The sequence below is a fragment of the Aquibium sp. ELW1220 genome (assembly GCF_030398385.1).
Taxonomy (GTDB): domain Bacteria; phylum Pseudomonadota; class Alphaproteobacteria; order Rhizobiales; family Rhizobiaceae; genus Aquibium.
Window position 1 is genome coordinate 1 of sequence record NZ_JAOAOQ010000018.1, and the last position, 19,111, is coordinate 19,111.

Consider the following 19,111-nt stretch of genomic DNA (forward strand, 5'->3'; position numbering starts at 1 on the left):
CTCGGTTCGGGAAAGCTACGCCGATTCGGGCCGTCGCCCGTGGGTCACGCTCCGTTCCGCTCCGCTTCACTTCGCGCGACCCACGGCGTGCATCCAGAAACCGCGGGAAAAGGGTACAGGGGGCTGCAGGCATGACGGGTCGGCAAGGTACGACGATCCGCCCCGCCGAAGGCCTTGGTCGCCGCTGCGGCCGGGCTTCGGACGGTGACCGCCTGCCGTGATGGAACCGCGCGCGGTCGGCGGCCTTCTTTTCGCGCCGGGATTGTTCTAATTCAGTCTCAGGCCGCACACGGGAGACAGCCTTGGACCGAAACGCCTTCTTCGGCACGCTCGCCGCGCTGAGACTGCATGCCGGAACGCATGCGCCGCAGGACCTGCGCATGGCTTTCGCCCTTGATACGGACCGTTTCGACCGGTTCTCGCTGCGGCTCGACGACCTGCTGCTGGACTGGTCGAAGACCTCGGTGGACGCCCGGGCCATGGACCTGCTTGCGGGCCTCGCCAGCGCCGCCGGTCTGGAGGCGCGGCGCGACGCGATGTTTGCGGGCGAGCCGATCAATACGACCGAAGGCCGGGCGGTGCTGCACGTCGCGCTGCGGGCGCCTGAGGGCGCCGGCCTCGGCGTAGGCGGGCAGGACGTGATGGGCGAGGTGCATGCGGTGCTGACCCGCATGGCGCGTTTCGCCGAGGCGATCCGTTCCGGCGAATCGGCGGGCGCGACCGGGCAGCCTGTCACCGACGTGGTCAACATCGGCATCGGCGGTTCGGACCTCGGACCGGCCATGGCGACGGCCGCGCTGGCGCCGTATCACGACGGGCCGCGCTCGCATTTCGTCTCCAACATCGACGGCGCGCATATAGCCGACGTGCTGAAGCCGTTGGATCCCGCGACGACGCTCGTCATCATCGCGTCCAAGACCTTCACCACGGTCGAGACCATGACGAACGCGCAGACGGCCCGGCGCTGGATCGAAGCGGCGCTGGGCGCGGATGCGATTTCGGCGCATTTCGTCGCCGTCTCGACCGCGCTCGACAAGGTCGCCGCCTTCGGCATCGCGCAGGACCGGGTGTTCGGCTTCTGGGACTGGGTCGGCGGACGCTATTCGCTGTGGTCGGCGATCGGCTTGCCGATCATGCTGGCCATCGGGCCGGACCGCTTCCGCGCCTTTCTCGAAGGCGCCCACGCCATGGACGAGCATTTCCGTACGGCGCCGCTGCTCCAGAACCTGCCGGTAGTGCTGGGTCTCGTCGGTTTCTGGCATCGCGTGGCGAAGGGCTATCCGGCGCGCGCGGTGATCCCCTACGATCAGCGGCTGGCCCGACTGCCTGCCTACCTGCAGCAGCTCGACATGGAATCAAACGGCAAGTCGGTGACCGTCGACGGCCAGCCGGTGCCGACGCCGACGGGTCCGCTCGTCTGGGGCGAGCCCGGCACCAACGGCCAGCACGCCTTCTTCCAGCTGCTGCACCAGGGGACGGATGTGGTGCCGGTCGAGTTCATCGCGGCGGCCGTCGGCCACGAGCCGGAGCTGCGCCACCAGCACGCGCTGCTGCTCGCCAATTGTCTCGCCCAGTCGCAGGCGCTGATGACGGGGCGGACGCTCGACGAGGCGAGAGCGCAGATGGCGGCAAGGGGCATGGCGCCGGACGAACTGGACAGGATCGCGCCGCACCGCGTCTTCCCCGGCAACCGGCCGTCGATCACCATCCTGCATCGTCAGCTCGATCCGTTCACGCTCGGTCGCCTGATCGCGCTCTACGAGCACCGGGTGTTCGTGGAGGCACAGCTCTTCGGCATCAACGCCTTCGACCAGTGGGGCGTGGAGCTCGGCAAGGAACTCGCGACCGCGCTGCTGCCCGTCGTGGAAGGCAAACAGGACGCCGCTGGCAGCGATGCCTCCACGGCCGGGCTGGTGAACTATCTGCGCGGGTTCGCCTGACAGGCCGCCTGTTTCCTATCGTTCGTTTCCCGCGCCGTCCGGCGCCGATTTCGCGAGATCTGCATGGCCATCAGGGGCATCCTGTTCGACAAGGACGGAACGCTGGTCGACTTCCACAAGACGTGGCACGCGATCGGTGACCGGCTCGCTCTGGAGGCGGCCGGCGGCGACCGCGGCAAGGCCAACGACCTGATGGAACTGGCCGGCTATGATTTCGAAGCCGGCCGTTTCCGCGGCGATTCCGTGTTCGCGGCCGGCACCAACGCCGACATCGTGGCGCTGTGGTATGCCAACGCGCCGCAGGACGAGCACGAGGCGCGGGTCAGGCATTTCGATGCGGTGACGGCGGCGGAGGGGGCGCGGTCGGCGGTGCCGCTGGACGGCGTGCTCGATGCGCTGCGCGACCTGCACAAGCGAGGCTACAAGCTCGGCGTCGCCACCAACGACAGCGAAGGTGGCGCGAAGCAGACGATCCAGGCGATCGGCGTCGCCCACCTCTTCGTCGCAGCCTATGGCTACGATTCGGTCGCACGGCCGAAGCCCGCGCCGGATGCCATCGAGGCCTTCTGCGCGCTGACGGGATTTGCGCCTGACGAGATCGCGATGGTGGGCGACAATCGCCACGACCTGGAGATGGCGCGCGCCGGCCGTGCCGGCCTCGCCGTGGGCGTGCTTTCTGGGACCGGCACGCAGGAACGGCTCGCGCCGCTGGCCGACGTGGTGCTATCGTCGGTGCGTGATTTGCCGGCATATCTCGCAGGCTAGGGTTCGGCGCGGCGAAGGTGTTTCGCAGCCGGTCCGTGCAGCTGCAGGTTGCCGCGTTCTTTCGCAGGCGAAGCTTGCGGTTCCCCTAGAGACGGATCGGCGACGACGATGAAGCAGGAACTCGACATCCGGCCCGTGGGCGAGGCGAACATGCCGGGGCTCGCCTCGCTCTATCGCTACCTGCATCCGCAGGACCCCGCGCTGGCCGTCGTCACCGCGCGGATGACGCTCCGCCAGGGTGTCGCCGAACCCGGGAGCGCGGTGCTCGTGGGCTTTCTCGGCGATGTGCCGGTGAGCAGTTGCGCGATGGTGGTGGTGCCGAGCGGAACCAGGGTCGGCAAGCCTTCGGCTCTGATAGAGAACGTCGTGACGCATCCAGGGCAGCGTCGCCGCGGCTACGGAACCCTCGTCCTGCAGTCCGCGCTGGCCCGCGCCAGGGAGGCCGGCTGCTTCCGCGCCACCGTACTGACGACATCGCTCGACGACGTGCCCGCGGCCTTCTTCTTCGCCTCCGGATTCGAGACGTCGGCGAACGGATTTCGGCTGAAACTTGCCTGACGGTCGGCGGTTTACATTTACCATTTTATTAACTATATGAATTAACATCATTTTCAGGCGTGAATTGATGCGGTGCCGGGGAGTGGACCTCCAGGCGCGTGCGGGACCGGCAAGACGATGGAACAGGCACTGCGCATCCGACCCATTTCCGATGGCGACCTGACTGACCTTACGTCATTGTACAGGCACCTCTATCCGCGCTACCAGATCTTCGCGGCGGCCCTTGCCCGCGACGCCTTTCACCAGGCGCTGGAGGAGCCGGGCATCACCATCCTGGCTGGGTTCAAGGGCAAGCAACTCGTCTCCGCCAGCACCCTCATCGTCATCCCGAACGCCACCTGGGCGGGGAAGCCTGCGGCGCTGATCGAGAACGTCGTGACGCATTCCGACCATCGCCAGAAGGGCCACGCCGGCAAAGTCATCAACTGCGCCGTCAGGCTCGCCTGGCGGGTCGACTGCATCAAGGTCCTGGTGCTCGGAGGGTTCAACGACCCGGCCGTGCTCGGCCTCTGCGCGGCCGCGGGCTTCGACCAGACACGCTATGGCTTCGAATTGCGGCGCGACGCGCAGCCGGCCCCGGTCAGGAGACGTCAGGCCCTTCGAGCCTGACGGTTGCAGGACCTTGGTCCAGTCTACCTTCCGCCTGCCCGGCGCAGCGCGTCGTGAACGCTCCGATCCCACCGCGCACCCTTCAGGCTTCCGGTTCGCGCATTCCCCTTTGCCGAACCGGTGCACGTGTTCGGAAGACTGCGCTCAGTTCCTCAGTTCGCGCCGCAGGATCTTGCCGACGTTCGTCTTCGGCAGTTCGGTGCGGAATTCGATCTGCTTGGGCCGCTTGTAGGCGGTGAGCTTGTCCTTGCACCAGTCGCGGATGTCGTCGGCGGTGAGGTTCGGATCCTTCTTGACGATGAAGACCTTCGGCACCTCGCCCGACTTCTCGTCCGGCACGCCGACCGCCGCCACCTCCAGCACGCCGGGATGGCCGGCGATCACGTCCTCGATCTCGTTGGGATAGACGTTGAAGCCCGAGACCAGGATCATGTCCTTCTTGCGGTCGACGATCTTGATGTAGCCGTCGTCGTTCATGAAGCCCATGTCGCCGGACTTGAAGAAGCCGTCCGCCGTCATGACCTTGGCGGTCTCGTCCGGTCGGTTCCAGTAGCCGGCCATCACCTGGGGGCCGCGGATGCAGATTTCGCCGACCTCGCCCAGCGCGACGTCGTTGCCGTCGTCGTCGCGGATCACGATTTCCGTCGACGGAATCGGAAGGCCGATCGTGCCGGTGAACTCGTCGGCATCGAAGCGATTGCCGGTGGCGACCGGCGAGGTCTCCGACAGGCCGTAGCCTTCGGCGATGACGAGGCCCGTCACCTGCTTCCAGCGTTCTGCCACGGGACGCTGCACCGCCATGCCGCCGCCGAAGGTGACGAGCAGGTGGGTGAAATCGAGCTTGCGGAAGTCCTCGTTGTTGAGGAGCGCGTTGAACAGGGTGTTGAGGCCCGGAAAGACATTGACCTTGTAGGTGCCGAATTCCTTGACGAGGGCCGGGATGTCGCGCGGGTTGGCGATCAGGATGTTCTGTGCGCCCTGCTGCATGCCCATCAGCGCGTTCACCGTCAGCGCGTAGATGTGGTAGAGCGGCAGCGCGCAGAGATAGACCGGCATGTCGGGCCGCGGTTTCTTGACATAGGCCGCCTCCACCCAGAGCGCGTTCTGGGCGACGTTGGCCAGGATGTTGCGGTGGAGCAGCACCGCGCCCTTGGAAACACCGGTGGTGCCGCCCGTGTACTGCAGGAAGGCGACGTCGTCGGGGCCGACCGCGACCGGCTTGAGGCTCTGGCCCCGGCCGGACGAGAGCGTCTCCTTGAACGAGACGTGGCCGGCCAGCGACCAGGCGGGGACCATCTTCTTCACGCGGCGCACGACGAGGTTGACGAGCAGGCCCTTGAGGCCAAGCATCTCGCCCATCGAGGCGACGACGACATGCTTCACCTTCGTCCTGCCGACCACGGCCTGCAGCGTCGCGGCGAAGTTCTCCAGGATGACGATGGCTTCGGCGCCGGAATCGTTCAGCTGATGCTCGAGTTCGCGCGGGGTGTAGAGCGGATTGACGTTGACGACCGTGCAGCCGGCGCGCAGCGCGCCCATCATGGCGATCGGGTATTGCAGCACGTTCGGCATCATGATCGCCACGCGCGCGCCCTTGGCGAGGCCCTTGCCCTGGAGCCAGGCGCCGAAGGCGGCCGAGGCCTGCTCGACTTCGGCGAAGCTCATCGACTTGCCCATGCTGGTGAAGGCCGGGCGGGCCGAGAACTGCCGGCATGCATTGACGAGAAGCTCGCCGATGGAATTGGCCGGGAGCCCGGCAATGTCGGCCGGGATGCCCTGCGGATAGCTCTTCAGCCAGATGCGCTCCGCGCCTGCCGTCTGCCCAGAACTGGCCATGTCTCGCTCCCTCTTGCCGGAACGGCGGGCGCGTGCGGCGGCCCGGCCGTTCGGCTCTCTTGTGCTGCCTCCCGGCGGGTCGTGCCCGCCTCTCTGCGCCTATCTACGGGCAACCGGCGATCTCGTGCAAGTCTTACGAAAACGTAAACGTAAGGGAGTGTGCCGATGCCGTGGCCGCCGTTGCTGCTACTGGCCGTAACCCGCGTGCGTGGCGAGGAATTCCGCCTCCTCGGGCGTGGTCTCGCGGCCCAGCGCGGCGTTGCGATGGGGGAAGCGGCCGAAGCGGGCGACGATGTCGCGGTGCTCGATTGCGAACTTCAACGCCTCCTCGTTGCCGAGGTCGCGGAACAGCTTCACGCAGAGTTCCTGGTCGGACACCACCTCCGAATGCATCAGCGGCATGTAGAGGAACTGCCGTTCCTGTGGTGTCATGCCCGCATCCCAGGAGCGGTCGAGCGCTCCGTGTGTCACGAGAAGCGCGACCGGATCACCTGAAAAGGCACGCGGCTGGCCACGGAAGAGCTGGCGCGGAAACTGATCGAGCAGGATGATGCCGGCCAGCGCCGTGCGGGGATCCGAGAGGTAGTCCTCCGGCTTGCCGCCGAGCGCCTGCTCGCAAAGCGCACCGAAGCGGGTCCTGATCTGCTCGTCGAGTTCGGGCCTTCCGCTGAACCAGTCCGCGGGGCCGAGTTCGCCGAACCAGTAGGCGAGTACGGCGTCGGTCGCCGGCTTGTCGTCCATGTTCACGTCCCTCCTCTTGCCCTGCGCAGATAGGCGATCGAGACGCGAATTCAAATGCGTTCCTCTTCGCTTTGGCGCGGATGTTTGTCATCCGAATGCCAGCCGCGGCGCAAATCTTTACCCAAGGTCGCCCTGCGGGGAGTTTTCTTGTCCATTGAACGGTGCTTATATGCCGGCTTCACGGGCCGGGGCACAACGGATCCCGGACACTTGAATGGGAGTCTCAAGACTATGAAACGATTCGGTTTCGCGGGAATGCTGCTTGCCGCGACTGTGTTGAGCGGTGCGGCGAGCGCCAAGACGCTCGTCTATTGCTCGGAAGGATCGCCGGAAGGCTTCGATCCCGCGCTCTACACCGCCGGCACCACGTTCGACGCCTCGTCGAACCCCGTCTACAACAAGCTGATGGAGTTCGCGCCCGGCACGACCAACCCCGAGCCCGGCCTCGCCGAAAGCTACGAGGTCTCCGACGACGGCCTGGAGTACACGTTCAAGCTCCGCCCGGGCGTCAAGTTCCAGACCACGGACTTCTTCACGCCGACGCGCGACTTCAATGCCGACGACGTGATCTTCACCTTCGAGCGCCAGCTGAAGGCCGACAATCCCTGGCACCAGTATGTGGCCGGCGCGGCCTGGGAGTACTTCAACGGCATGGGCTTCCCCGACCTGATCGAGACGATCGAGAAAGTCGACGACATGACGGTCAAGTTCAAGCTGAAGCGGAAGGAGGCGCCGTTCGTCGCCAATCTCGGCATGGACTTCGCGTCGATCATGTCGAAGGAGTATGCCGACAAGCTCCAGGCCGATGGCAAGATGGAGCAGCTCAACCAGATGCCGCTCGGCACCGGGCCATTCGAGTTCGTGGCCTATCAGCCCGACGCCGTGATCCGCTATCGCGCGAACGACGATTACTGGAAGGGCCGCGAGAAGCTCGACGACCTCGTCTTCGCGATCACGACCGATGCCGCCGTGCGCTACCAGAAGCTGCTCGCCGGCGAGTGCCATGTGATGCCCTATCCGAACGCGGCGGACGTGGAGGCCATGAAGGCCAACGAGAGCCTCACCGTGATGGAGCAGGAAGGCCTGAATATCGCCTACCTCGCCTACAACACGACCCAGGCGCCGTTCGACAAGCCGGAGGTCCGCAAGGCCCTCAACATGGCGATCAACAAGCAGGCGATCGTCGACGCCGTGTTCCAGGGCGCGGCGACGCCGGCCAAGAACCCGATTCCGCCGACGATGTGGTCCTACAACGACGCCATCCAGGACGATCCGTATGATCCGGATGCGGCGAAGAAGATGCTCGAGGAAGCCGGCGTCACCGACCTCGACATGAAGATCTGGGCCATGCCGGTGGCGCGTCCCTACATGCTCAACGCGCGCCGCGCGGCCGAGCTGATCCAGGCCGACTTCGCCAAGATCGGGGTCGACGTCGAGATCGTCTCCTTCGAATGGGCCGAGTATCTCGCCCGCTCCAAGGACAAGGATCGCGACGGCGCCGTGATGCTCGGCTGGACCGGCGACAACGGCGACCCGGACAACTTCCTGCACACCCTGCTCGGCTGCGATGCCGTCGGCGGCAACAACCGCGCGCAGTGGTGCAACGAGGAGTTCGACCGCATCGTGAACGAGGCCAAGGTGGAGACCGACCAGGCTGCGCGCACGAAGCTCTACGAAGAGGCGCAGGTCGTCTTCAAGCGCGAGGCCCCGTGGGCGACGCTCGACCACAGCCTGGTCGTGATGCCGATGCGCAAGGAAGTGCAGGGCTATGTCATGAGCCCGCTCGGCAAGCACCACTTCTCGGGCGTCGACATCGCCGAGTAAGTCTCGTGTAGACGAGGGAGCGGGGGCGATCGCCAGGCGAGCGCCCCCGCTGCTTTTGTGTTGCTGAGCCGGACGCGCTCTTGTCCGGCAACAGGGGGCAAAACATGCTTCGGTTTCTCGTCGGTCGGTTCGCCGTTCTCATCCCGACCTTCATCGGCGTCTCGATCATCGCCTTCTCCTTCATCCGGCTGCTGCCCGGCGACCCGGTCATGCTGATGTCGGGCGAGCGCGTGATGTCGCAGGAGCGCTACGAGAAGATCACGCAGGAACTCGGCTACGACCGGAACATCGTGATCCAGTATCTCGACTATTTCGGCGACCTGATGCAGGGTGATTTCGGCACGTCTCTGGTGACGAAGAAGCCGGTCCTGACGCATTTCTCGGAACTGTTCCCGGCGACGCTGGAACTGTCGCTCTGCGCGATCCTGTTTGCCGTGCTGCTGGGCATTCCCGCCGGCGTGTTCGCGGCGATCAAGCGCGGCTCCGCCTTCGACCAGACGATCATGGGGACCGCGCTGGTCGGCTATTCGATGCCGATCTTCTGGTGGGGCCTGCTCCTGATCATCCTGTTCTCCGGCATCCTCGGCTGGACCCCGGTCTCGGGCCGGATCTCGCTGCTCTATTATTTCCCGTCCGTCACCGGTTTCATGCTGATCGACTCGCTGCTGTCGGGGCAGGCCGGGGCTTTCAAATCCGCGGTGAGCCACCTGATCCTGCCCACCATCGTGCTCGGCACCATCCCGCTTGCCGTCATTGCCCGGCAGACGCGCTCGGCCATGCTTGAGGTGCTGAGCGAGGACTACGTCCGCACCGCGCGCGCCAAGGGCATGCCGCCGCTGCGCGTCATCGGCGTGCACGCGCTGCGCAATGCCATGATCCCGGTCATCACCACGATCGGCCTGCAGGTGGGGGTGATGCTGGCTGGTGCGATCCTGACCGAGACGATCTTTTCCTGGCCCGGCATCGGCAAGTGGATGGTCGATTCCGTCTTCAAGCGCGACTACCCGGTCATCCAGGGCGGGCTGCTGCTGATCGCGGCCATCATCATGCTGGTCAACCTGCTGGTCGACATCCTGTACGGCCTCATCAACCCGCGCATCCGGCATTGAGGTCGACCATGGCACAGGCATCCACCGCGGCATTGGACAAGGCGAAGGCCGGCGAGGTGACGCGCCGGCAACGCTTCGCGGAGTTCTGGTTCTATTTCTCCGAAAACAAAGGCGCGGTCATCGGGCTCTGGGTGTTCCTCGCGCTCGTCGTGCTCGCCATCCTGGCGCCGCTGATCGCACCGCACGCGCCGAATGCGCAGTATCGCGAGGCGGTACTGTTGCCGCCATTCTGGCAGGACGGCGGTCAGGCGGCCTATCTGCTGGGCACCGACCAGGTGGGCCGGGACATGCTGTCGAGACTGCTCTACGGCGCGCAGTTCTCGCTGTTCATCGGCATCGTGGTGACGACCCTGGCGCTGACCGGCGGCATCTTCGTCGGCGTCATCGCCGGCTATTTCCGCGGCTGGGTCGACACCGTCATCATGCGGCTGATGGACATCATCCTGGCCTTCCCGTCGCTGCTGCTCGCGCTGGTGCTGGTGGCGGTGCTCGGACCCGGCCTGATGAACGCGATGATCGCCATCGCGCTGGTGCTGCAGCCGCATTTCGTGCGGCTGACACGCGCGGCCGTGATGGCCGAGAAGGGGCGCGACTACGTCGTCGCCGCGAAGGTGGCGGGCGCCCGGCCGCTCAGGCTGATGTTCCGCACCATCCTGCCCAACTGCATGGCGCCGCTGATCGTGCAGGCGACGCTGTCGTTTTCGACCGCGATCCTCGATGCAGCCGCGCTCGGCTTCCTCGGCATGGGCGCGCAGCCGCCGACGCCGGAATGGGGCACCATGCTCGCCGAAGCGCGCGAATTCATCCTGCGCGCCTGGTGGGTGGTCACGCTGCCGGGCGTCGCGATCCTGGTCACGGTGCTTGCCATCAACCTGATGGGCGACGGATTGCGGGATGCGCTCGATCCGAAGCTGAAGAGGAGCTGAGGGGTGGAGGCCTGGGTTGGACCGGCGATCGTCGCCGCGGTCATCTCGGGCCTCGTGAGCCTCATCCTGGTGCAGTTGAACTTCAGGCAGGGACGGCGGCTGGAGCAGGCGAGGCGGGACGAGAAGGTCAGGGACTTCCAGATTGCGATCCGTGCGGAAATCAGAAGCGAATTAAGGAATCTCGTGCAGTACGACGTAGGAAGACAGCTCGAGCAGGTGAAGGCGCGCTACGAAAGCGATCCCGCCTACGCCATCTCGGTGCCGCGGCCGGTTCGCCAGTCGGTCTTCGAGGCGCTGGTGGGGGAGATACACGTCCTGCCGGAGGCGGTGATCGATCCCATCGTGCTCTACGCGCGGCAGCGCAATGCGATCGATTCGATCGTCGAAGACATGCGCGCGCCGGGATTCCGGGCTCTCTCACGCGACCAGCAACTCGCGATGTATGAAGACTACCTGAACATGTGGGATGCGTGGCGCGCGTTTGCACTTGCGGCGGAGGCCGCACTCAACGGAAGCGCGTCAGTAGCCGGGCCGCGGGCCGGTCTGGCCGCTGATGGGCGGAACGGGAGGTAGGGGGCGTGGCTTGGACATTCCGTCGATCTCACCTCTTCATCTCAAGATATAAGCGTCTTCGACGCGAAAATCCAACCGGAATTTATCATGCCCCTTTTGACAATCGATAACCTCGTCGTCGAGTTCGAGACCGCCACCGGGCCGTTCCGGGCGGTGGACGGCGTGTCGCTGTCGGTCGACGCGCGCGAGGTGCTGGCGATCGTCGGCGAATCCGGGTCCGGCAAGTCGGTGTCGATGCTGGCCGTGATGGGTCTTCTGCCCTGGACGGCGATGGTGACGGCCGACCGGATGGACTTCGCCGGGCGCGACCTCCTGACGATGAGCGATGCAGACCGGCGCAAGATCATCGGCAAGGACATCGCGATGATCTTTCAGGAGCCGATGTCGAGCCTGAACCCGTGCTTCACCGTCGGCTTCCAGATCGAGGAGGTGCTGCGCTTCCACCTCGGCATGGACCGCAAGGCGCGGCGGGGCAGGGCGATCGAACTGCTGGAGGCAGTGGGCATCCCCGATCCCGAGCAGCGCCTGTCATCCTATCCGCACCAGATGTCGGGCGGCCAGTGCCAGCGCGTGATGATCGCCATCGCGCTCGCCTGCAACCCCAAGCTCCTGATCGCCGACGAGCCGACGACGGCGCTCGACGTGACGATCCAGAAGCAGATTCTCGACTTGCTGATGGCGCTGCAGGCCGAGCACGGCATGGGGCTGATCATGATCACGCACAACATGGCGGTGGTGGCCGAGACGGCCGACCGCGTCATCGTCCAGTACAAGGGGCGCAAGATGGAGGAGGCGGACGTGCTGACCCTCTTCGAGAACCCGAAGAGCAACTACACCAAGGCGCTGCTGTCGGCGCTGCCCGAGCGCGCGACCGGCGACCGGCTGCCGACCATCGCGAGCTTCATGGAAGGCCTAGAGCCGACGGGAGACGCCCGATGAGCGAGATCGTCGTCGAGGGCCGCAACCTCAAGCGCGACTACCGCATCGGCGGCGGCCTGTTCTCAAAGGAGCGCGTGGTGCATGCCGTCAAGGGCGTGTCGTTTTCGGTGGAGAAGGGCAAGACGCTGGCGATCGTCGGCGAATCCGGCTGCGGGAAGTCCACGCTGGCCCGCATCATCACCATGATCGACGCGCAGACCGACGGCGAGCTGCTGATCGACGGCAAGCCCGTCGACATCCGCAAGCAGTCACTGACGGCCGAGATGCGCCGCAAGGTGCAGATCGTGTTCCAGAACCCGTACGGTTCGCTCAATCCGCGCCAGAAGATCGGCGACGTGCTGGGCGAGCCTTTGCTGGTCAACACCGGCATGCCGGCGTCGGAGCGGCGCGAGCGGGCGATGGAGATGCTGGTCAAGGTCGGGCTGGGGCCCGAGCACTTCAACCGCTATCCGCACATGTTTTCCGGCGGGCAGCGCCAGCGCATTGCGATCGCGCGGGCGCTGATGCTGAACCCGCGGATCCTGGTCCTCGACGAGCCGGTCTCGGCGCTCGATCTTTCGGTGCAGGCGCAGGTTCTGAACCTGCTATCCGACCTGCAGGACGAGTTCGACCTGACCTACATCTTCATCAGCCACGACCTGTCGGTGGTGCGCTACATCGCCGACGACGTGATGGTGATGTATTTCGGTGAAGCGGTGGAGTATGGCTCGCGCGACGCGGTGTTCACGGACCCGCAGCACGACTATACGAAGACGCTGTTTGCCGCGACGCCGCGGGCCGATGTCGAGAGCATCCGGCGGCGGCTGGCGGCCAAGGCAGCCTGACGGGACACCCCTGCGGGGCGGCCTGTCGCGACATGAGGGCATGATGCAGCTTCCGACCTTTGACGACGTGGTGGCCGCACATGAGCGCATCCGCCCGCATGTCCACTTCACGCCGGTGCTGACGAGCAGCCACCTCGATCGCCTGACGGGCGCGCGGCTGTTCCTCAAATGCGAGAACCTGCAGAAGATCGGCGCATTCAAGGCGCGCGGCGCCTGCAACGCCGTGTTCGGCCTGTCGGAGGCGCAGGCTGCGCGCGGGGTGCTCACCCACTCGTCGGGCAATCACGGCCAGGCACTGGCCTATGCCGCTGCCAAGCGCGGCATCGCCGCGACCATCGTCATGCCGGAGACCTCGGCCAGGCCGAAGCTCGACGCGGTGCGCGGCTATGGCGGCCGCGTCGTGACTTGCGCGCCCGGCACGAAGGCGCGCGAGGAGGCGGTGGCGGCCGAACTCGAGCGGACGGGCGCTGAGATCGTACACCCCTATGCCGACGCGCGCGTGATCGCGGGGCAGGGGACCTGCGCGCGCGAACTGATCGATGAGACGGGGCCGCTCGACGCCATCGTGGCGCCGGTGGGCGGCGGCGGGCTGATCTCTGGCACCTGCATCGCGGCGCATGCGATGGCGCCGGGGATCAAGGTCTTCGCGGCTGAGCCGGCCAATGCCGACGATGCCTTCCGGTCGAAGCAGGCGGGGCATCTCGTCGAGGACGACGCACCGCAGACCATCGCCGACGGGCTGCGCGCCTCGCTGAAGCCGATCACCTTCCACTATGTCCACAATGCGGTGGAGGAAGTACTGACGGTCTCGGAGGCTGAGATCGTGGCGGCTATGCGCCTTGTGTGGGAGCGGCTGAAGATCGTCATCGAGCCGTCCAGCGCGGTCGCGGTCGCGGCGGTGCTGAAGAACGCGCAGCGCTTTGCCGGGCAGACCGTCGGGATCATCATCACGGGTGGGAACGTCGATCTCGACCGCCTGCCGTGGATGGGATGACAGGAGGCTTTTCCCGCCGGGTGCGCGGCATCTTCCACCGGTCCCGCAAAGCCCTATCTTGACGGGATGCGTCCCTCCGACCTGCTGCAGCCGCGCCCCCAGGGCCTCTACTGCCCTCCCGGCGACTTCTTCATCGATCCGGTGAAGCCGGTCGGCCGTGCGCTGATCACGCATGGCCATGCCGACCATGCGCGGGCGGGGCATGGCACGGTGATGGCGACGCGCGAGACACTCGAGATCATGGCAATCCGCTACGGCGAGGGGTTTGCCGGTTCCAGGCAGGAAGCGCGGCTCGGCGAGCGGGTTGCCGTCAACGGCGTCGAGGTGAGCTTTCACCCGGCGGGGCACGTGCTGGGTTCGGCGCAGATCCGCGTGGCGCAGGGCGGCCGTTGCATCGTCGCCTCCGGCGACTACAAGCGGCGGCGCGACCCGACCTGCCTCGGCTTCGAGCCGATCGCCTGCGACGTCTTCATCACCGAAGCGACCTTCGGCCTGCCCGTCTTCCGCCATCCCGACGATGCCGGCGAGATTGCGCGGCTGCTCGCGTCGCTCGGGCAGTTTCCGGAGCGCACGCATCTCGTCGGCGCCTATTCGCTTGGCAAGGCACAGCGGGTGATCCGTCTGCTGCGCGACGCGGGATACGCGGAGACGATATACATCCATGGCGCGCTGGAAAAGCTCTGCGCCTATTACGAGAGCCAGGGCATCGCGCTCGGGCCGCTGGCGCCCGCCACGATCGACAATGGCGGCAAGGCGGCATTTGCGGGAAAGATCGTGGTGGGGCCGCCGTCCGCCTTCGCCGACCGCTGGGCGCGGCGTTTTTCCGATCCCGTCTCGGCTTTCGCCTCGGGCTGGATGCGCATCCGCCAGCGCGCCAAGCAGCGTGGCGTGGAATTGCCGCTGATCCTGTCGGACCATTCCGACTGGGACGAACTCGTCGCGACCATCGCCGACACCGGCGCCTCGGAGGTCTGGGTCACGCATGGGCGCGAGGAGGCGCTGGTGCGCTGGTGCGAGATCAACGGGATCGCGGCACGGCCGCTCCACCTCGTGGGGTACGAGGACGAGGGGGATTAGGTGGTGAGGTCGTTCGGTTACGTCGCGTCCTGTCGCGCCCCCCTCTGTCCTGCCGGACATCTCCCCCACGAGGGGGGAGATCGGCAGCTTCGGCGCGGCCGCCATTCCTGCACCGTCGATGATCGGCGAAAGCGGACGCGACAGGCGATCTCCCCCCTCGTGGGGGAGATGGGCGGCAGCCCAGAGGGGGGCGCGACGGAACGCCGGCCTATGCCTGACCGCGATGCACCTGCATTTCGAGCGTCCCGTTCCCACCCATGAAACTCTTCGCCGACCTCCTCGATCGCCTGGTGCTGACGTCGTCGCGCAATGCGAAGCTGAAGCTGCTGGCGGACTATTTCGCGTCCGTGCCGGACCCCGACCGCGGGCTGGCGCTGGCGGCGATCACGGGGGATCTCGACATTCCGAGCTTCAAGCCGGCTATGCTGCGGGCGCTGGTTATGGAGCGGATGGACCCGGTGCTGTTTGCCTATTCCTACGACTATGTCGGGGACCTGGCGGAGACCGTGTCGCTGGTCTGGCCGGCGCGCGAGGGCCGGGTGCTGCACAATGCCGATCCGAGCCTGTCGGAGGCGGTGGCGGCGCTGATCGAGGCCGGACGCGCCAACGGGCCTTCGGTGTTCGCGGCCCTGCTCGACCGGCTCGACGCGCCGTCGCGCTTCGCGCTGATCAAGCTGGTGACCGGCGGCCTGCGCATCGGCGTCTCGGCCAGGCGCGCCAAGCAGGCGCTGGCGGATTTCGGGCAGATCGAGGTGGCCGAGATCGAGGAACTCTGGCACGGGATCGCGCCGCCCTACGAAGCGCTGTTCGCCTGGCTGGAGAAGCGCGGCGAAAAGCCCGTGCCGCAGGCGCAGGCGCTGTTCCGGCCCGTGATGCTGTCGAACCCCGTGCAGGACGGCGACCTGGAGAAGCTCGATCCCGCCGACTACAGGGCCGAATGGAAATGGGACGGCATCCGTGTGCAGGCAACGTCCGAGGGCGGCGTGCACCGGCTCTATTCGCGCACCGGCGACGACATCTCGGGCGCGTTTCCCGACCTGCTCGAGGCGATGGATTTTTCCGGCGCGATCGATGGCGAACTGCTGGTGGGCGTGGCCGGGCAACACACCGGCACCTTCTCGGACCTGCAGCAGCGGCTGAACCGCAAGGCTGTGTCGGCGAAGATGCGCGAGAAGTTCCCGGTCTTCGTGCGCTGCTACGACCTGTTGCAGGATGGCCACGATGACCTGCGGCCGCTGCCCTTCCTCGAGCGGAGGTCGCGGTTGGAGGCTTTCGTGGCGCGCCTGCCGGCCGTGCGCTTCGACCTGTCGCCCTTCGTCGATTTCTCCGGCTGGGAGGAGCTCGACGACAGGCGCCGCCGGCCGCCGCACCCGGTCATCGAGGGGGTGATGCTGAAGCGGCGGGATTCGGCCTATGTGCCAGGCCGGCCGAAAGGGCCTTGGTTCAAATGGAAGCGCGACCCGCACACGGTTGACGCGGTGCTGATGTACGCCCAGCGCGGCCATGGCAAGCGGTCGAGCTTCTATTCCGACTACACGTTCGGGGTCTGGACCGGGCCTGAGGAGAAGCCGGAGCTCGTGCCGGTGGGGAAGGCCTATTTCGGCTTCACCGACGAGGAACTGCGCCAGATCGACAAGTTCGTCCGCGACAACACGGTCGAGCGCTTCGGTCCCGTTCGATCCGTTCGCGCCGAACGCGGGCACGGGCTGGTGCTGGAAGTGGCCTTCGAAGGGCTCAACCGGTCGACGCGGCACAAATCCGGGGTCGCCATGCGCTTTCCGCGCATCTCGCGGCTGCGCTGGGACAAGCCGGCGGCGGAAGCGGACCGGCTGGAGACCCTGCAGGCGCTGCTCGACGGCTGAGCCGGTGCGCGCCGCGGTCTTTCAGACGGGCTTCCTGCGCCTCGGCTTCTCGTGGGGGTGCGTCGGCCTCAGTCCGGAACCGAGACGCTGATGTCGATGATGTCGACCGAGCGGCCTCCGTCGCCGAAATCGGTAACGATGGCGATGTTGCCGGCTCGGGTCGGCTGGATGTCGGGGACATCCAGTCCGACGGCATAGTCGCGGTTTTCCGAGGAGACGACGTAGCGCTTGCGGCCGCAATCGCCGAGCGGGCCGAAGTCGCAGGTGACCAGGATCTCCGTCTCGCGGCCAGGCTCGGTCCTGGCCCTGATGTTGAACACGGCGCTGCGGCCGGCGATCCTCTGCAGAATGCCCTGGCCGACTTCGAAGCGGACGGGTTCGTTCGGCGCAGAAGAGCGGATGCGCAGGGCCATGCCGCCTTCGATCTCGATCACCTGTGCCGTCCCGCCCGACAGGGTGAGCACGCGCGTCGGGTCGGTCGGCGTGAAGACGGTGATCCAGTCGTCATTGCCGTCGGCCGCCTGCGTGTCGCTGAGCGGCGGCGGGGCTTCAGGCTGGAACTCCTCGTCCTCCAGCGTCAGGGGCGGGTTCGGAACGCTGGTGTCACGCTCCTCGGCAGAGAGGAAGAGGCCGCTGTCGATTGCCCACCAGACGGCCATGGCGCCGGCCGCGAAGAGGGTGACTGCGAGAAACAGGATGATTAATAAGCGGCCGCGGCGACGCCTCGGCTCGCCGTCACCGTGAGTCGGCCCGTCGAACCGCGAGCCTCGGCTACGCTCGTCGCGCCGCGCCACCAGTCCGTCCAGGCCTGGTGCAGCGGCGCCATGGCTGGTGTCGCGCGGGGCGCGCCGGGGCTCTATGTCGGGCAGCGGAATGGGTCCATCGTCGAAGGCCTGGCGCGGTTGCTGCTCGATGACCACCGTCTCGCGCGCCCGCTGCTGGCGCGGCCGTGCGGGAGCATTGTTCCTCTGCTCACCGCCGTAGTACCGGCTGGATGCGGCCGCCCAGGAGGACGGCTGTTCGCCGCCGCGCGTCGGCGCCTGCGGAAACGGATCCATGCGATGGTCCCGGGCCGCCGGGGCCTCGAAGCTCTCTTCGTCCTCGAACGGCTCTTCGAACTCGATGGGTTCCTCGTCCTCGACAGGGTTCTCGGGTTCGAAGGCGGCCACGAATTCCTGCTCGACCGTGCGGATGCTGGCCTTCAGCATCTCGCGACGCTGATCCACGGCATGGTCCGGGAGATCCGGATTGGCGGCGATGTTCTTTTCCAGTGCCGCGTAGACGGAACGGTAGACCTTCTCGCGATAGGCGCGGTCGTCGGCGTCGCCTCGCTCCAGGGCGGTCCGGATCGTCTTTTCGATCGGATTCAACTGCAGTACCTCATATGCCGCGTCGCGAATGGTTAACCGCGCCACAGGCAGCAATCAACAACGCATCGGCTTTTGCGGTGCCCCGTCCCAAGAAACTCGCTCGCGGCGCTGCCGATGGATGCGACCGGCCCGCCGCGCTTGCCCGCATGGCGATCTGCTTGTATCGACGTTTACGCAAACGTCAAAGCCTGCGGGGAGTGAACGACGCCATGGCCGTACCGGACATCCTGAAGAAGAACCTGCGCATTCCGGTGGTCGGGTCGCCGCTCTTCATCATCTCGCACCCGCCGCTGGTGCTGGCGCAGTGCAAAGCCGGCGTCGTCGGATCGTTTCCGGCGCTGAATGCCCGCCCCGAGGCACAGCTCGACGAATGGTTGGCCGAGATCACCGAGACGCTGGCCGCCCATGACGCGGCGAACCCGGACCGCCCGGCCGCACCCTATGCGGTCAACCAGATCGTCCACAAGTCAAACACGCGCCTGCAGCACGATCTGGAGATGTGCGTGAAGTACAAGGTGCCCGTGGTGATCACGTCGCTCGGGGCGGTGGAGGAGGTCAACCAGGCCGTCCATTCCTATGGCGGCATCGTGCTGCACGACATCATTCACGACCGCCATGCCCGCAAGGCGATCGAGAAGGGTGCCGACGGGCTGATCGCGGTCGCGACGGGCGCGGGCGGCCATGCCGGAACGCTGTCGCCCTTCGCGCTGGTGCAGGAGATCCGGCGCTGGTTCGACGGGCCGCTGCTGCTGTCCGGTTCGATCGCCAATGGCGGCGCCATTCTGGCCGCGCAGGCGATGGGTGCGGACATGGCCTATATCGGCTCGCCCTTCATCGCCACCGCCGAGGCGCGCGCCGAAGATGCCTACAAGGCCATGATCGTCGAGTCGAAGGCGGCGGACATCGTCTATTCCAACCTCTTTACGGGCGTGCACGGCAACTATCTGAAGGGATCGATCGCCGCGCAGGGGCTCGATCCCGACAACCTGCCGGTCTCGGATCCCTCGAAGATGAACTTCGGCAGTTCCACGACCAAGGCCTGGAAGCACATCTGGGGCTGCGGCCAGGGGATCGGCGTGGTTGACGAGGTGGTTCCGGCGGCAGCGCTGGTGGACCGGCTGGCGAGCGAGTACGAAGCGGCGAAGCAGCGTCTCTTCGCCTGAT

General features: G+C 66.5%; 17 protein-coding genes. 14 read left to right on the top strand and 3 right to left on the bottom strand.

The window, feature by feature from the left end:
- Nucleotides 1-302 precede the first annotated feature (302 nt).
- The 4 genes from pgi (at nt 303) to N1F91_RS16810 (ending at nt 3,872) form a co-directional block, all read left to right on the top strand.
- Nucleotides 303-1,940: a glucose-6-phosphate isomerase gene (gene pgi / locus N1F91_RS16795; RefSeq protein WP_289994038.1), complete on the top strand. Its 1,638-nt coding sequence runs from the start codon at nt 303-305 to the stop codon at nt 1,938-1,940.
- A 63-nt stretch (nt 1,941-2,003) separates the two neighbouring features.
- A complete protein-coding gene (locus tag N1F91_RS16800) occupies nt 2,004-2,705 on the top strand; it encodes an HAD family hydrolase (RefSeq protein ID WP_289994040.1) in 702 nt (233 codons plus the stop codon).
- Between the two features lie 108 nt (nt 2,706-2,813).
- The gene (locus N1F91_RS16805; RefSeq protein WP_289994041.1) at nt 2,814-3,263 is read left to right on the top strand and encodes a GNAT family N-acetyltransferase; all 450 of its coding nucleotides are present in this window, start codon (nt 2,814-2,816) and stop codon (nt 3,261-3,263) included.
- A 117-nt stretch (nt 3,264-3,380) separates the two neighbouring features.
- The gene (locus tag N1F91_RS16810) at nt 3,381-3,872 is read left to right on the top strand and encodes a GNAT family N-acetyltransferase (RefSeq protein ID WP_289994043.1); all 492 of its coding nucleotides are present in this window, start codon (nt 3,381-3,383) and stop codon (nt 3,870-3,872) included.
- 144 nt (nt 3,873-4,016) lie between these two features.
- Here the strand turns inward: N1F91_RS16810 and N1F91_RS16815 are convergent, their stop codons facing one another.
- Together N1F91_RS16815 and N1F91_RS16820 are read right to left on the bottom strand one after the other, a co-directional pair.
- On the bottom strand, nt 4,017-5,708 hold the full coding sequence (locus tag N1F91_RS16815; protein ID WP_289994045.1) for a long-chain-fatty-acid--CoA ligase: 1,692 nt from the start codon (nt 5,706-5,708) through the stop codon (nt 4,017-4,019).
- A gap of 186 nt (nt 5,709-5,894) precedes the next feature.
- Nucleotides 5,895-6,449, bottom strand: a complete 555-nt coding sequence (locus tag N1F91_RS16820) for a DUF924 family protein (protein WP_289994046.1) — start codon at nt 6,447-6,449, stop codon at nt 5,895-5,897.
- A gap of 231 nt (nt 6,450-6,680) precedes the next feature.
- Between N1F91_RS16820 and N1F91_RS16825 the strand changes: the two genes are divergently transcribed.
- The 9 genes from N1F91_RS16825 (at nt 6,681) to N1F91_RS16865 (ending at nt 16,577) form a co-directional block, all read left to right on the top strand.
- A complete protein-coding gene (locus tag N1F91_RS16825; protein WP_289994047.1) occupies nt 6,681-8,273 on the top strand; it encodes an ABC transporter substrate-binding protein in 1,593 nt (530 codons plus the stop codon).
- Between the two features lie 104 nt (nt 8,274-8,377).
- The gene (locus N1F91_RS16830; protein WP_289994048.1) at nt 8,378-9,382 is read left to right on the top strand and encodes an ABC transporter permease subunit; all 1,005 of its coding nucleotides are present in this window, start codon (nt 8,378-8,380) and stop codon (nt 9,380-9,382) included.
- 8 nt (nt 9,383-9,390) lie between these two features.
- The gene (locus tag N1F91_RS16835; protein WP_289994049.1) at nt 9,391-10,308 is read left to right on the top strand and encodes an ABC transporter permease subunit; all 918 of its coding nucleotides are present in this window, start codon (nt 9,391-9,393) and stop codon (nt 10,306-10,308) included.
- Between the two features lie 54 nt (nt 10,309-10,362).
- A complete protein-coding gene (locus N1F91_RS16840; protein WP_289994050.1) occupies nt 10,363-10,881 on the top strand; it encodes a hypothetical protein in 519 nt (172 codons plus the stop codon).
- A gap of 87 nt (nt 10,882-10,968) precedes the next feature.
- A complete protein-coding gene (locus tag N1F91_RS16845; RefSeq protein WP_289994051.1) occupies nt 10,969-11,820 on the top strand; it encodes an ABC transporter ATP-binding protein in 852 nt (283 codons plus the stop codon).
- Nucleotides 11,817-12,644: a dipeptide ABC transporter ATP-binding protein gene (locus N1F91_RS16850; protein WP_289994052.1), complete on the top strand. Its 828-nt coding sequence runs from the start codon at nt 11,817-11,819 to the stop codon at nt 12,642-12,644. Before N1F91_RS16845 ends, N1F91_RS16850 begins: the two co-directional genes overlap by 4 nt.
- A gap of 43 nt (nt 12,645-12,687) precedes the next feature.
- Complete coding sequence (gene bhcB, locus N1F91_RS16855; protein WP_289994186.1) at nt 12,688-13,638, top strand: beta-hydroxyaspartate dehydratase BhcB; 951 nt, start codon at nt 12,688-12,690, stop codon at nt 13,636-13,638.
- A gap of 66 nt (nt 13,639-13,704) precedes the next feature.
- Nucleotides 13,705-14,715 (top strand): ligase-associated DNA damage response exonuclease, encoded by a 1,011-nt coding sequence (locus N1F91_RS16860; RefSeq protein ID WP_289994053.1) that lies wholly within the window; start codon nt 13,705-13,707, stop codon nt 14,713-14,715.
- Between the two features lie 257 nt (nt 14,716-14,972).
- Nucleotides 14,973-16,577 carry a cisplatin damage response ATP-dependent DNA ligase gene (locus tag N1F91_RS16865; RefSeq protein ID WP_289994054.1) on the top strand — a complete coding sequence of 535 codons (1,605 nt, stop codon included), beginning with the start codon at nt 14,973-14,975 and terminating at the stop codon, nt 16,575-16,577.
- Nucleotides 16,578-16,645: 68 nt separating this feature from the next.
- On the opposite strand, the gene N1F91_RS16870 is transcribed toward N1F91_RS16865, so the two are convergent.
- Nucleotides 16,646-17,947, bottom strand: a complete 1,302-nt coding sequence (locus N1F91_RS16870) for a hypothetical protein (RefSeq protein ID WP_289994055.1) — start codon at nt 17,945-17,947, stop codon at nt 16,646-16,648.
- A 209-nt stretch (nt 17,948-18,156) separates the two neighbouring features.
- On the opposite strand from N1F91_RS16870, the gene N1F91_RS16875 reads away from it, so the two are divergent.
- Entirely contained in the window at nt 18,157-19,110 is a 954-nt protein-coding gene (locus tag N1F91_RS16875; RefSeq protein ID WP_289994057.1) for a nitronate monooxygenase family protein, read from the top strand.
- The last annotated feature ends 1 nt before the right edge of the window (nt 19,111 follow it).

Bases quoted from the DNA above. Each gene is read 5' to 3' on its own strand.
- N1F91_RS16800 (WP_289994040.1), top strand. From the start codon at position 2,004: ATGGCCATCAGGGGCATCCTGTTCGACAAGGACGGAACGCTGGTCGAC.
- N1F91_RS16805 (WP_289994041.1), top strand. From the start codon at position 2,814: ATGAAGCAGGAACTCGACATCCGGCCCGTGGGCGAGGCGAACATGCCG.
- N1F91_RS16810 (WP_289994043.1), top strand. From the start codon at position 3,381: ATGGAACAGGCACTGCGCATCCGACCCATTTCCGATGGCGACCTGACT.
- N1F91_RS16815 (WP_289994045.1), bottom strand. From the start codon at position 5,708: ATGGCCAGTTCTGGGCAGACGGCAGGCGCGGAGCGCATCTGGCTGAAG.
- N1F91_RS16820 (WP_289994046.1), bottom strand. From the start codon at position 6,449: ATGGACGACAAGCCGGCGACCGACGCCGTACTCGCCTACTGGTTCGGC.
- N1F91_RS16825 (WP_289994047.1), top strand. From the start codon at position 6,681: ATGAAACGATTCGGTTTCGCGGGAATGCTGCTTGCCGCGACTGTGTTG.
- N1F91_RS16830 (WP_289994048.1), top strand. From the start codon at position 8,378: ATGCTTCGGTTTCTCGTCGGTCGGTTCGCCGTTCTCATCCCGACCTTC.
- N1F91_RS16835 (WP_289994049.1), top strand. From the start codon at position 9,391: ATGGCACAGGCATCCACCGCGGCATTGGACAAGGCGAAGGCCGGCGAG.
- N1F91_RS16845 (WP_289994051.1), top strand. From the start codon at position 10,969: ATGCCCCTTTTGACAATCGATAACCTCGTCGTCGAGTTCGAGACCGCC.
- N1F91_RS16850 (WP_289994052.1), top strand. From the start codon at position 11,817: ATGAGCGAGATCGTCGTCGAGGGCCGCAACCTCAAGCGCGACTACCGC.
- bhcB (WP_289994186.1), top strand. From the start codon at position 12,688: ATGCAGCTTCCGACCTTTGACGACGTGGTGGCCGCACATGAGCGCATC.
- N1F91_RS16860 (WP_289994053.1), top strand. From the start codon at position 13,705: ATGCGTCCCTCCGACCTGCTGCAGCCGCGCCCCCAGGGCCTCTACTGC.
- N1F91_RS16865 (WP_289994054.1), top strand. From the start codon at position 14,973: ATGAAACTCTTCGCCGACCTCCTCGATCGCCTGGTGCTGACGTCGTCG.
- N1F91_RS16875 (WP_289994057.1), top strand. From the start codon at position 18,157: ATGGCCGTACCGGACATCCTGAAGAAGAACCTGCGCATTCCGGTGGTC.